The sequence below is a fragment of the Mesorhizobium sp. WSM4906 genome (assembly GCF_029674625.1).
Taxonomy (GTDB): Bacteria; Pseudomonadota; Alphaproteobacteria; order Rhizobiales; family Rhizobiaceae; genus Mesorhizobium.
Genome location: NZ_CP121355.1, coordinates 3,778,643 through 3,791,611 on the forward strand (window position 1 = coordinate 3,778,643; position 12,969 = coordinate 3,791,611).

General features: G+C 62.9%; 12 protein-coding genes and 2 tRNA genes. 11 read left to right on the top strand and 3 right to left on the bottom strand.

Annotated features, from left to right (window positions below; all coding sequences use genetic code 11):
- Positions 1–49: 49 nt before the first annotated feature.
- Positions 50–373: a hypothetical protein gene (locus QAZ22_RS17945; protein ID WP_278202089.1), complete on the top strand. Its 324-nt coding sequence runs from the start codon at positions 50–52 to the stop codon at positions 371–373.
- Between the two features lie 603 nt (positions 374–976).
- Here the strand turns inward: QAZ22_RS17945 and QAZ22_RS17950 are convergent.
- Positions 977–1,051 (bottom strand) — tRNA-Asn (locus QAZ22_RS17950).
- Between the two features lie 14 nt (positions 1,052–1,065).
- On the opposite strand from QAZ22_RS17950, the gene QAZ22_RS17955 reads away from it, so the two are divergent.
- The 7 genes from QAZ22_RS17955 (at position 1,066) to QAZ22_RS17985 (ending at position 8,154) form a co-directional block, all read left to right on the top strand.
- Complete coding sequence (locus tag QAZ22_RS17955; RefSeq protein WP_278202090.1) at positions 1,066–1,272, top strand: hypothetical protein; 207 nt, start codon at positions 1,066–1,068, stop codon at positions 1,270–1,272.
- Positions 1,259–1,519 (top strand): hypothetical protein, encoded by a 261-nt coding sequence (locus tag QAZ22_RS17960; protein WP_278202091.1) that lies wholly within the window; start codon positions 1,259–1,261, stop codon positions 1,517–1,519. Before QAZ22_RS17955 ends, QAZ22_RS17960 begins: the two co-directional genes overlap by 14 nt.
- Before the next feature lie 175 nt (positions 1,520–1,694).
- Positions 1,695–1,768, top strand: a tRNA-Cys gene (locus QAZ22_RS17965).
- A gap of 125 nt (positions 1,769–1,893) precedes the next feature.
- Positions 1,894–2,568 (top strand): protein-L-isoaspartate O-methyltransferase, encoded by a 675-nt coding sequence (locus tag QAZ22_RS17970; RefSeq protein ID WP_278202092.1) that lies wholly within the window; start codon positions 1,894–1,896, stop codon positions 2,566–2,568.
- A gap of 185 nt (positions 2,569–2,753) precedes the next feature.
- Positions 2,754–4,136 (top strand): TolC family outer membrane protein, encoded by a 1,383-nt coding sequence (locus tag QAZ22_RS17975; protein ID WP_278073014.1) that lies wholly within the window; start codon positions 2,754–2,756, stop codon positions 4,134–4,136.
- Between the two features lie 237 nt (positions 4,137–4,373).
- The gene (locus tag QAZ22_RS17980; RefSeq protein ID WP_278207875.1) at positions 4,374–5,192 is read left to right on the top strand and encodes a PopZ family protein; all 819 of its coding nucleotides are present in this window, start codon (positions 4,374–4,376) and stop codon (positions 5,190–5,192) included.
- 178 nt (positions 5,193–5,370) lie between these two features.
- Positions 5,371–8,154 (top strand): valine--tRNA ligase, encoded by a 2,784-nt coding sequence (locus QAZ22_RS17985; RefSeq protein WP_278202093.1) that lies wholly within the window; start codon positions 5,371–5,373, stop codon positions 8,152–8,154.
- A gap of 36 nt (positions 8,155–8,190) precedes the next feature.
- On the opposite strand, the gene QAZ22_RS17990 is transcribed toward QAZ22_RS17985, so the two are convergent.
- Positions 8,191–8,424, bottom strand: coding sequence for a hypothetical protein (locus QAZ22_RS17990; protein ID WP_278202094.1), 234 nt, complete (start codon positions 8,422–8,424; stop codon positions 8,191–8,193).
- Positions 8,425–8,514: 90 nt separating this feature from the next.
- Between QAZ22_RS17990 and QAZ22_RS17995 the strand changes: the two genes are divergently transcribed.
- The 3 genes from QAZ22_RS17995 (at position 8,515) to QAZ22_RS18005 (ending at position 12,589) form a co-directional block, all read left to right on the top strand.
- Positions 8,515–9,759, top strand: a complete 1,245-nt coding sequence (locus QAZ22_RS17995) for an OmpP1/FadL family transporter (protein ID WP_278202095.1) — start codon at positions 8,515–8,517, stop codon at positions 9,757–9,759.
- 291 nt (positions 9,760–10,050) lie between these two features.
- On the top strand, positions 10,051–11,775 hold the full coding sequence (ilvD, locus tag QAZ22_RS18000) for a dihydroxy-acid dehydratase (RefSeq protein WP_278202096.1): 1,725 nt from the start codon (positions 10,051–10,053) through the stop codon (positions 11,773–11,775).
- Complete coding sequence (locus QAZ22_RS18005) at positions 11,762–12,589, top strand: tetratricopeptide repeat protein (protein WP_278202097.1); 828 nt, start codon at positions 11,762–11,764, stop codon at positions 12,587–12,589. The genes ilvD and QAZ22_RS18005 overlap by 14 nt, the downstream gene beginning before the upstream one ends.
- 41 nt (positions 12,590–12,630) lie before the next feature.
- Here the strand turns inward: QAZ22_RS18005 and QAZ22_RS18010 are convergent, their stop codons facing one another.
- Positions 12,631–12,930 carry a hypothetical protein gene (locus QAZ22_RS18010; protein WP_278202098.1) on the bottom strand — a complete coding sequence of 100 codons (300 nt, stop codon included), beginning with the start codon at positions 12,928–12,930 and terminating at the stop codon, positions 12,631–12,633.
- Positions 12,931–12,969 lie beyond the last annotated feature (39 nt).

The window sequence follows — 12,969 nt, forward strand, 5'->3', positions numbered from 1 at the left end:
GCCGGTTCATCAGAAATTGCTAAGACTCGCCGACATCGGGGAGTGTCGTATGGATCCGCTGCGCATTTACCTAGAGGCCAAGCGCTGGGCAGACTCGGTAGCGCCGCCGCCTAGATACAATCCTTTGCTGGCAGGTGCGTTTGGGGCGACGATAGCCGGTGGCGTGGTCGCGGTTTTTTGCTGGCTTGCCGGCAGCAGCCACGTGACAGGGGCGACCATCGTCACGATGATTTTGGCATTCGCTCTGCCGTACTTCCACCAGCGGAGCAAGGACTCGAACAATGCCGGGGCCTTTGCGTCAGTATTCAGCATCCTATTGGAACTGGAGAGGAAGAGAGAAGCAGGTCGTCCAGAGACCTCTGCCGAAAAATGACCGGCGCCTGTCGGTGGAGGTTGCCTGAAACGCTGGCGCCGGCCAGGGAGTGCGCACGCGCAGCCATAGCTGAGTCCTGACGCAGGGTCACTCGTCTCATTTCAGAACAGATTCCTGGCATCTGTCTTGCACAGCAAGGCTTGCCGGTTGATCCCGGTCCTGATCGCGTACTCTGGTCAGGTAGTAGGCTCGCCGGGCTTGAGGGAGTTGGGGTCTCGCCCGGCGAGTTCCTTCTATACGTTGTCGCTAATGTGACCGGAACACATCCAAAGAACGGCCGGGACGCATCCATACGGACGATGCCTCTCGGCCAGCACAACACAATATGGCCAGACGGCCATCAGCGCGCTTGCGGCGATCCCGACATCCATTGCCGCTCCGTCAGCATCGGAAAAATCCGGAGTTGCCGTGGCTCGCGGCCGAGCTTCCGGCCGCGGAGGCAAAATTCGCCGAGGCCCGGGAACATGATACGGGCCCGGGAGCATGGCAAATGGGTTGCAAGCGAAGTTCAGGCTAATGCGACGTAGCCCAGATTGTCGCCCAAGAGTGACCGTGCCGGCAGAGCGGCAGGATCGGCTTTCCCAGCAAGTTATCGAGAATTGTTGGCTCCCCGGGCCGGATTCGAACCAGCGACCAACCGGTTAACAGCCGGTTGCTCTACCACTGAGCTACCGGGGAACGGAGGCTCTGATGTGAGTGGCGCAGCCTATAGCAAACACCTTTCGGCTTTGCAAAGCAGCAATTCGCAATTTTTCTCCAGTTTTTCGTGCGGCCATTTGTGGCATCGTTTCGGCGTGCCCACATATGAACGGCTTCACACTGGCGCGGAACAAAGCGGCCGGTTGTTGCCTTTGGTACCGATGACGCAGATGGATCTGGTTTTGAATGACGGCAGCTGACGACGACAATGCACCGGCGCGGAAGATCACGGTCTTGGGCCGCGAGTTCGCGATGCCGCGCTCGCGCGGACTGCGGATCGCGATCGGCGTGCTGCTCACCGTCGGCGGGATTCTGGGCTTTCTGCCGATTCTCGGTTTCTGGATGATTCCGCTGGGCCTGTTGGTCCTATCCTACGAATTCGCGCTGGTGCGTCGCCACAGGCGGCGCTTCGTCGTCTGGTGGGAACGCCGCCGCCGGCCTGATTGAGAGCCTGCCAGGAGGCGGCCATCAAGCTCCGGCGACGCTGCCGAGGACGGCCGCAAGCGATCGGCAACCACTTGTCTGCGATGACGCATGGAAAGCGCCGGGAATGACCTGCCGGTGCTTGACGACCTTCCACCGCCAACATAATGAGTTCGCTCGGAACGCCGGGAGCATGGAAGGCCTCGTGGCGGAGTGGTTACGCAGAGGACTGCAAATCCTTGCACCCCGGTTCGATTCCGGGCGAGGCCTCCAATGCCCGGACTCCGGCGCCGTCGCGCCGGAGCGTCAGGTTCCGGTCGAATTGGCTCGCGGACTTTACCTGGGAATTGGATCGGGCGCGGGTGGTGAATTGGCGCGGAAAGCGGGTTGGTTGGGACATGAACGCTGATTTCTCCGAACGCCGCGTGAGGATGGTCGATGGCCAGATCCGCACCACCGACGTGACCAGCGCGCCGCTGATCGAAGCGATGCTCTCCGTGCCGCGCGAAGTCTTTGTCAGTGCCAGCCAACGCGATCTGGCCTATATCGACGAGGACATCCGTATTTCCGACGGCGTCAATGGCGGCAGCGCCCGCTACCTGATGGAACCGTCGCCACTCGCCAAGCTGCTGCAGCTGGCTGAGATCAGCGACAGCGATAGCGTGCTCGATGTCGGCTGCGGCACGGGCTATTCGGCCGCCCTGCTTTCCCGAATCGCGAAATCGGTGGTTGCATTGGAGAGCGATCCGGCGCTGGCGGAAGCCGCGAAGTCGACACTTTCGATACTTGGTTGCCAGAACGTGACGGTGGTGACCGGGCCGTTGCCGCAAGGTCATGCCGCCAAGGCGCCCTATGACGCCATCTTCGTCGGCGGCAGCGTCGAGGAGGTGCCGGCGGCATTGCTCGACCAGCTCGCGGAGGATGGACGGCTGGTTGTGGTCGAAGGGCGGGGCAACTCTGGCGTGGCCCGGCTATTTTTCAAGGCTGGGGGGGTTGTAACCGGAAGACGCGCCTTCAATGCGGCAATTAAGCCACTACCGGGGTTCGAACGTATCCATGCGTTCGAATTTTAAGCGTTTTTGCCTTGCGGCGAAGGCGCTGTCATGATCGCTTGCGCCTGAACAATCGTTGCTGATTTGCCTGACCGGGGATTTTCGGGGGGCGGTCAGCGGGGGAACGATAACAACGCGACGCGGGCTGATCCATAAGGAGAGGCTGCGTGGCGTGGTTCCCATGCAAAACGAATGAGGGATAATACGTGCCGCCCCTACGCAAGACTTTTCTAACAGCCATGCTCGTTTCGGCGACAGCGCTTTCGCCATTGGCCGCATCGGCAGAAACCATCACCGGCGCGCTCGCCAAGGCCTATCAATACAACTCCCAGCTGAATTCCGCCCGCGCCGGCGTGCGCGTCACCGATGAAGGCGTGGCCATCGCCAAGTCGGGCTACCGGCCGACCGTCACCGGTTCCGGCAGCATCGATTACACCAATACGCACGGATTTGGTTCCAGCAGGAGAATAACGACCGGCAGCTTCGGCATTCAAATCAACCAGCTGCTGTTCGACGGCTTTCAGACCAAGAACAACGTCGCCGCCGCCGAATCGCAGGTGAAGGCTTCGGTCGAGAGCTTGCGCAACACCGAAGAGAACATCCTGTTCAACGCGGCAAGCGCCTATATGGACGTGATCCGCGATCGCCAGATCGCGGTGCTGACCGAGCAGAACCTGCAATTCCTGACCGAGCAGGCGCGCGCCGCACGGTCGCGCTTCGAGGTCGGCGAGGGAACCCGCACCGACGTCGCCCAGGCCGACGCTTCGCGGGCGACGGCGGTGGCGCAGCTCGCCAGCGCCCGCGCCACGGCTCTGGCCAGTGCCGCGACCTATCACCAGATCGTCGGCGACGAGCCGGGCAAGCTCAAGGCTGCCGCGCCGCTTGGCAAGCTATTGCCGGGAAGCATCGATTCGGCCTTCACCATCGCCGCTGCCGAGCATCCGGCCATCCTTGCCACCGAACATCTCGTCGACGCCGCGGCGTTTTCGGTGAAATCGGCGGAAGGCGCGCTGCTGCCGCAGGTCTCGGCTTCCGCGGGCATTTCGGACAACTACAGCCACACCGTTCCCACCTCCCTCACCAACCCCAACGGTAGCTCGACGTCCGCCAATATCGGCGCCACGCTGACCATTCCGATCTATTCCGGCGGCCGGACCTCGGCGATCGTGCGGCAGAACAAGGAATCGCTCAGCCAAGCGCGCATCGAAGTCGACGTCAGCCGCGACCAGGTGCGCCAGGCCGTGGCGTCGGCGTGGACGCAGTACACCGCCGCCCGCGAAAATGTCGACGCCAACCGGCAGGTGATCGCCGCCGCGCAACTGGCGCTCAACGGCGTCATCGAGGAGCGCAATGTCGGCCAGCGCACCACGCTCGACGTGCTCAACGCGCAGAATGCGGTGATCACGGCCAAGATCAATCAGGCGAGTTCCGAGCACGACGTGGTGGTGGCGAGCTATGCGATCCTGTCGGCGATCGGCCGCCTGTCGGTCGACCGGCTCGGTCTGGCGGTCACCAAGTACAAGCCGGAAGAGCATTACAACGCCGTCAAGGACAAGTGGATTGGGCTGCGCACGCCGGACGGCCGCTGATCCTTCCTGTAAGCTTCCAAAAGCGCCGCGTATCCGATGGATGCGCGGCGTTTTTGCATCTGAAAGCCAACCAGTCGGCTGCTGACGTCGGAGGCGGCTAATCTGTTGAAATCCAATGTCTCCCCAGATTGGGGATTCTCGGATGACGATCGGTCGGTTACGCTGTCGCCATTGATTCGAATTCCGGCCGGCCGGAATGGAAATCTGCAATGGGTCACAAGGGCGGCGGATGTGACGATGGCGACGGCAAGCAGCGCACAGCGCGAACCTTCCATGGAAGAGATTCTCGCTTCCATCCGAAGGATCATCGAGGACAGCGACACCGGCCGCAAGCAACCGGCGGCCGAGGGCGGTGACGTGCGCCAGGACCTCCAGCCCACGCCGGCGGCACCGGCCGCCGAGGTTGACGCCTTCCGTTCAGAGCTGAACGCGGAATCCGCTCCCCGGAAGCCGGTGAGTCTTGCGGAGATTCAAGCCCAGCTTGCGGCGTCCGATCCGGCGGCCGCGCGCGCCGAGACGCGCTCCGAGCCGATGAAGACCGCATCTGCACCCACAACCCTGGCGGAAGTCGGGGCCAGGATCGCCGCCGAGCCCGACACGCCGGCGGTTGCGGGGGCGGCGGCGAGCTTACCGCAAAGCGCCGATACCATCGTCGCCGACTGGCGGCGCGAGATCGCTGCCGTTGGTGGAAGCTCCGTCAAGGCGAAGGTGGCAACCCGTCCTCCGGGAGTGGCACCCGAAGTCGAGATCGATGAGGAGGATGTTGCCGCGCCAACGGTCGAAACCGCAGCGCCCGGCAAGGTTTCCGGGCTGTCCTCGACCGACTTGCCGCCGGCGCGGCCGGCGATCCTGTCCGAGCATGCGGGCCGTCAGGTCGCGGCGGCATTCGGCGAGCTTTCCGACGCCTTCGCCAGCCGCAGCAAGAAGACTTTCGACGAGATGGCCGAGGAGATGCTGCGGCCGATGCTGCAGGATTGGCTCGACAACAATCTGCCGACGCTGGTCGAACGGCTCGTGCGCGAGGAAATCGAGCGCGTGGCGCGCGGCGCGCAGTGATTTCGCCCGGCCGTTCGAGGTAAAGGCGCCGCCATCGGGCGGGAAATGCGGCTGCGGGATTGCCGTCGATCGCGGCAAGCCTATCTGGGCGAGGCAGGCCTATCCTTCTCGCGGTTGACTCGGCCAAGAGCTTCCGATTTACACCGGACGCTTGTTACCGACAGTTCGGACTTCCTCCATGCTTGATAAAACCTACGACGCCAAGACCGTCGAGCCGAAGATCGCCAAAATCTGGGAAGAGGCCGACGCGTTTCGCGCCGGCGCCGGCGCGGAGGAAGGGGCGGAAGCCTTCACCATCGTCATCCCGCCGCCGAACGTCACCGGCTCGCTGCATATGGGCCACGCGCTCAACAACACGCTGCAGGACATACTGGTGCGCTTCGAGCGCATGCGCGGCAAGAACGTGCTTTGGCAGCCCGGCATGGACCATGCCGGTATCGCCACGCAGATGGTGGTCGAGCGCCAGCTGATGGAAAGGCAGATCCATCGCCGCGATCTGACGCGCGAGGAGTTCATCGAAAAAGTCTGGGAGTGGAAGGCCGAATCCGGCGGCGCGATCTTCAACCAGCTGAAGCGGCTCGGCGCCTCGGCCGACTGGAGCCGGGAGCGCTTCACTATGGACGAGGGCCTGTCCAAGGCGGTTCTGGAGGTCTTCGTCACCCTCTACAAGGAAGGGCTGATCTACAAGGACAAGCGCCTTGTGAACTGGGATCCGAAGCTGTTGACGGCCATTTCCGACCTCGAGGTCGAGCAGCACGAGGTCAACGGCAATCTCTGGCACTTCCGCTATCCGGTCGAGGGGGCGGTGTTCGACCCCGAGAACCCGAAGACCTTCATCACGGTCGCGACGACCCGCCCCGAAACCATGCTCGGCGACACCGCTGTGGCCGTGCATCCCGATGACGAGCGGTTTCGCGATCTGGTCGGCAAGAACGTCATCCTGCCGATCGTCGGCCGGCGCATCCCCATCGTCGCCGATGAATATTCGGATCCGGAGAAAGGCTCAGGCGCGGTCAAGATCACGCCCGCGCACGACTTCAACGACTTCGAGGTCGGCAAGCGCCACAAACTGCCTGCGATCAACATCCTGACCGTCGATGCCGCCGTCAAGCTCAAGGATAACGAAGACTTCCTCGCCGGTCTTGAAGTGACGCCGGAGCGGCAGGCCGTCTGGGATGAGCTCGACGGGCTGGACCGCTTCGCCGCGCGCAAGAAGATCGTCGAACTGATGGAAGCGGGCGGCTTCCTCGGCAAGGTCGAGCCGCATCGCCACACGGTGCCGCATGGCGACCGCGGCGGCGTGCCGATCGAACCGTTCCTGACCGACCAGTGGTACGTGAACGCGGCCGAGCTCGCCAAGCCGGCGATCGCCTCGGTGCGCGAGGGCCGGACCAATTTCGTGCCCAAGAACTGGGAGAAGACCTATTTCGACTGGATGGAGAACATCCAGCCCTGGTGCATCTCGCGGCAGCTGTGGTGGGGTCACCAGATACCGGCCTGGTACGGGCCTGACGGTCGCGTCTTCGTCGAGAAAACCGAGGAGGAGGCTTTAGCCGCGGCGATCGAATACTATCTGGCGCTGGAAGGGCCGTGGAAGGCCTGGGTCGAGGACAGACTGGAGAATTTCCAGCCGGGCGAGATACTGACGCGTGACGAGGATGTTCTCGACACTTGGTTCTCCTCGGCGCTGTGGCCGTTCTCCACACTCGGCTGGCCCGACCAGACGCCGGAGCTCAAGACCTACTACCAGACCGACGTGCTGGTGACCGGATTCGACATCATCTTCTTCTGGGTGGCCCGCATGATGATGATGGGCCTGCACTTCATGGACGAGGAACCGTTCCACACGGTCTATGTCCATGCGCTGGTGCGTGACAAGAACGGGCAGAAGATGTCGAAGTCGAAAGGCAACGTCATCGACCCGCTCGACCTGATCGACGAGTATGGCGCCGATGCGCTGCGCTTCACCTTGACCGTAATGGCGGCGCAGGGACGCGACGTGAAGCTCGACCCGGCGCGCATCGCCGGCTACCGCAATTTCGGCACCAAGCTCTGGAACGCGACACGCTTCGCCGAAATGAACGAGGTCGCCAGGAACGACGACTTCTGGCTGAACGATGCCATGCTCGCGGTCAACCGCTGGATCCTGACCGAGCTGACGCGGGCGGCGCGCGCGATCACCGAGGGCATCACCTCATACCGCTTCAACGAGGCGGCGGGCGCCGCTTACCGCTTCGTCTGGAACCTGTTCTGTGACTGGTATCTGGAGTTGCTGAAGCCGGTGTTCATGGGCGCGGACGAAGCCGCCAAGGCGGAAAGCCGGGCCTGCGTCGCGTTCGTGCTGGACGAGATCTACAAGCTGCTCCATCCGATGATGCCGTTCATGACCGAGGAGCTCTGGGCGCAGACGGCGGGCGAGGGCAAGGAGCGGGAGTCGCTGCTTTGCCATGCCACCTGGCCGTCGCCCGATTTCGAGGATGACGACGCGGCCGCCGACATCAACTGGTTGGTCGACCTCGTTTCCGGCATCCGCTCGGTGCGCTCGGAAATGAACGTGCCGCCGGCGGCGATCGCGCCCTTGGCGGTGATCGGCGCCAACGCAACGACGCGCGAGAGGCTCGAACGCCATGATCAGGCAATCAAACGCCTGGCCCGCGTCGGCAGCATATCGCTGGCGGAAACGCCGCCCAAGGGCTCGGCCCAGATCGTCCTCAACGAAGCGACCGTCTGCCTGCCGCTCGGCAGCCTGATCGATCTTGCCACCGAGGCTGCGCGCCTGCAGAAGGAACTGGCCAAGGTGACCGAGGAGATCGCTCGCCTGCACAAGAAGCTCTCGAACGAGAAGTTCGTCGCCAACGCGCCCGAAGAGGTGGTCGAGGCCGAGCGCGAAAAGCTGGCCGAATATCGCGAGGCGCAAGAGAAGCTTTCGGTCGCCCTGACCAGGGTTCGCGACGCCGGCTGAGGGCGAAGATTCGCCCCGCCGGAAGGCCGCTTTCCCTCACGGCACCTGCTGTGGATACAGCCATGCCGTTGCGTTAATTTTGACGTAAACGGAAACTTTACGCCCCATTGTTGCCATAATGTAACAATGGGGCCTTTTTCCCGCAGAATGGCTTGTTTTTGGGCCGTATCGAAAGGTTTTTGCAGCTTTTTCCTGCCATTCGACGCCTGTCAAGCCGCGATTGGGCTCGATTTCGCGGCCGGGCACGATGGCGAAAATGCGTGCTGTCAAGATGTACGTGTACAACTCTTGAATTCGTAGTTGCGCCGTTAACCCGAATTGGCTCTAGCTTGATCCCGCGTTTTTCGGGGAGGGATTTCCATGAACATTTTGTGTCTTAAAGCGCTGCTGGGGGCAGGGTGCTTTTCGCTGGCTTTGGTCGGAGCGGCGATGCACCCGGCGCATGCCGGCGGCATCGAGCGCGGCGGCTACGACATCGACCTGCTGTTCGATCCGGCGCCGTTCGCGACGGAGGCGGAAGCGACTTTCGTGATGCCGGACCGCAAACTCAAGAACGCTGTCGACACCTCTGGCAACCCGATTGTGTTGACAGGTATGAGCTCGGCCAAGGATAGCGAGGACTATTGGGTGCCACGCATCGGCGCCAAGGTCCAAGTCGTCCAGGGCGTCGACTGCATGGTCGACTATTCGCAGCCTTGGGGCGCACACACGGCGCCGGGGGTATGGAATGGCGCCTATTCCAACATGGAAACCGACATCAAAAGCGACAATTACGCGGCCACCTGCTCCTATAAGATGGATGCGGGCAAAGGCCAGATTCGCTTCATCGGCGGTGTGTTCTACCAGAAGGTCTACGGCTTCAAGGAAGACTTGGTCTCGCCGCTGGTGCCTGACTTTGGCGGTACTGGTCGTGTCGATCTGACGAGCAACGGCTGGGGTTGGCGGGCTGGCCTCGCATACGAAATCCCGGAGATCGCGTTGCGTGCCAGCCTTGTCTACAATTCGAAGGTCAAGCTCGACAACATCTCGGGCACTCTGGATCTGACGAATGTCGGCGGAATTGTCCTGCCGATCTACGGTTCGACGCAGTACATGCCGGATGTAGTGGAATTGAAGCTGCAGTCGGGTATCGCGCCCGGATGGCTCGCCTTCGGTTCGATCAAGTGGGTCAACTGGAGCGTGCTGCAGAGCGTTCCCATCTGCGTGGTAGGTACTCCCGCTGCGGCATGTGTCACGGGTGACGAGCTTCATTCAGCCCAAGTGACTTCACTTGACCTTATGTACCGCGACGGGTGGACGGTTTCTGGCGGCATTGGCCACAAATTCAACGATCAATGGAGTGCCGCCGGTCAGCTCACATGGGACCGCGGCACTTCGCATGGCTATGGCTCGCAAACCGATACTTGGACCCTCGGTGGCGGCGTAGCCTATACGCCGAAGCCGAATATCGAAGTTCGCCTGGCTGGCGCGATAGGCGTGCTGACCAGTGGTCACTCGGGAATAGTGAATGGAGAGAATGGGTACCAGGCCGGCACCGAAGTTAGCTATGACTTCGGCAACGATCTGGTCACGGCGATTTCGGGTGGCATCAAGATCAAGTTCTAGACGTCGGCATTCCACGAAAAAAGGCCGGGCATCGCCCGGCCTTTTTTCGTTGTGCAATCAACGGTCTGGCCCGATTGGCCGATCCTATGTTGCAGATTCTCATCACAACCGGCGCCCTTCACGATTGTGACGTTTTGGCAACAGTTTATGGACAACCCCTGCTCTAGAAGTCTCGCGGAGGGAACTGCCTATTTCCCGCCATAAACCCGGAGCAACCCGGATAGGTCTCGGGATGCGTGCCAGGTTGGCGCGGCGATGGGACCGGCCGCGGGGTGTGCGGCAAGGACGAGTATGGACGCCAGGGTGATCTCCAAGGCCAAGCTGCCCAGCCGCTACGTGACCGAAGGTCCGGCGCGCGCACCGCATCGCTCGTACCTCTATGCAATGGGATTGTCGGCGGCCGAGATCGCGCAGCCGCTGGTCGGCGTCGCCAGTTGCTGGAACGAAGCGGCACCCTGCAACATCTCGCTGATGCGCCAGGCGCAGGTGGTCAAGAAGGGCGTGGCGGCCGCCAACGGCACGCCGCGCGAATTCTGCACCATCACCGTCACCGACGGCATCGCCATGGGCCACCAGGGCATGAAGTCATCGCTGGTGTCGCGCGAGGTCATCGCCGATTCGGTCGAACTCACTATGCGCGGCCATTGCTACGACGCGCTGGTCGGGCTTGCCGGCTGCGACAAGTCGCTGCCCGGCATGATGATGGCGATGGTGCGGCTCAACGTGCCGTCGATCTTCATCTATGGCGGCTCGATCCTGCCCGGCAGCTATCGCGGCCGCCAGATCACCGTGCAGGACGTGTTCGAGGCGGTCGGCCAGCATTCGGTCGGCACGATCGGCGATGACGAGCTGCTCGAGATCGAGCAGGCGGCCTGTCCGTCGGCGGGTTCCTGCGGCGCCCAGTTCACCGCCAACACGATGGCGACCGTCGCCGAGGCGATCGGCCTTGCCTTGCCCTATTCCTGCGGCGCGCCGGCGCCCTACGAAATGCGCGATCGCTTCAATTTCGCTTCCGGCGAAAAGGTGATGGAGCTGATCGCCAAGAACATCCGGCCGCGCGACATCGTCACCCGCAAGGCGCTGGAGAATGCGGCGACCGTCGTGTCGGCCACCGGCGGCTCGACCAACGCGGCGCTGCACCTGCCGGCGATCGCGCATGAGGCCGGCATAAAATTCGACCTTTTCGACGTGGCGGCGATCTTCGAGAAGACGCCCTACATCGCCGATCTCAAGCCCGGCGGCAAATATGTCGCCAAGGACATGTTCGAGGCCGGCGGCATTCCGCTCCTGATGAAGACGCTGCTCGACCACGGCTATCTGCACGGCGACTGCATGACGGTCACCGGCCGCACTTTGGCCGAAAATATGGAGCACGTTGCTTGGAATGACAGCCAGGATGTGGTCCGTCCCGCCGATCGGCCAATCACCAAGACGGGCGGCGTCGTGGGCTTGAAGGGCAACCTTGCCCCCGAAGGCGCGATCGTGAAGGTCGCCGGCATGTCGGAACTGAAATTCTCAGGCCCGGCGCGCTGCTTCGATTCGGAAGAGGAGTGTTTCGAAGCGGTCACGCAGCGCAATTACCGCGAAGGCGAGGTTCTCGTCATCCGCTATGAAGGCCCGCGCGGCGGGCCGGGCATGCGCGAGATGCTGTCGACGACGGCAGCGCTCTACGGCCAGGGCATGGGCGGCAAGGTGGCGTTGATCACCGACGGGCGCTTCTCAGGCGCCACACGCGGCTTCTGCATCGGCCATGTCGGGCCGGAGGCGGCGGTCGGCGGACCGATCGGGCTCATCAAGGATGGCGACGTGATCTCGATCGACGCCGTGAAGGGCACGATCGAGGTGGCGCTCTCGGATGCGGAACTCGCGGCACGGGCAAAGGAATGGAAGGCGCGCAAGACCGACTATCAGTCCGGCGCGATCTGGAAATATGCGCAGACCGTAGGGTCGGCTCGCGACGGCGCGGTCACCCATCCGGGCGGTGCGAAAGAAACACACTGCTATGCGGACATTTGAGGTGTTGAGGTCGTCGGTCTTTTCGGCACTGGTCGCGGTAGCGACCTTGGGCGCCGTCGGGCAGGCCATGGCCTTCGACGACAAGGTGTTCGACGACAAGACCGGGGTGAAGCCGCAGTCGAGCCCGTGGGCGGTGTTCCAGTTCGGCTTCTCCGCCTACAAGAATGGCCACAAGGACCAGGCGGTCGAGGCCTATAAATATGCCGCCGAGAACGGCCAGATCGGCGCCACCTGGAAGCTTGCGCGCATGTATGCCGAAGGCGACGGCGTGGCGCGCGACGATTATGCGGCCTTCAAGTTCTTCTCGGAGATCGTCGACCAGGACGTCGAGCCCGGCTCGCCGGAGGAAAGCTATGTCTCGGACGCCCTTGTCGCGCTCGGCGACTATCTGCGCAAAGGCATCCCAGGCAGCCCGGTCGAGGAAAACGAGATCGCGGCGCAGGAATACTACATGCGCGCCGCCGCCAACTACCGCAATCCGAACGCCCAGTTCGAGATCGGCCAGATGTTCCTCAAGGGCGAGGGCGGCGTGAAGGCCAGCGTCAAGCAGGCCGGGCGCTGGCTGCAGCTGGCGGCTGAAAAAGGCCATGCCGGCGCGCAGGCGACGCTTGGCAATCTCTTGTTCCAGAGCGGCAAGGTCGTGCGCGGCCTGGCGATGATGACGGCCGCACTCGAGCGTGCTCCGCCCGCCGATCAGCCCTGGATCCGCAGCATGCAGGAAGAGGCCTTCGCCGCCGCCGGCGAAGCCGACCGCCGCACGGCGATTTCGCTGGCCGACGACATACTGACCAAGGGCAACAACGGCGACCAGTAAGCGGGCCAGATCTCCCCCTCAAGAGGAAGATCAGCAGCTCTTCAGTTCTCGGTCGGCTCCGTCGGCACCAGGCTGGGCGCCGGCGTCGAGATCGAGGTAGGATGCAATTTCGGCGCCTGGCTCTCGCCTGGGCACTCATCCTTGACCTTCGTCCACGACGTGTTGTTGAGGACCATGTCGCAGCGCGCGAGGTGACTTTCGCCGGCGACGGTCAGGCAGGCCGTCTCACCGACCTTGAAGGATTTGCCGTTGGCAAGGCATGCCTGCGCGGCCGCCACCGACGCCGGCGCGGCAAACGCCAGCGCAAGGCCGGTCAGGCAAAGGACAAATCGGACAGCCATCGAACCCCCGCAACAATGCGCATCAAACGCGCAATTTGT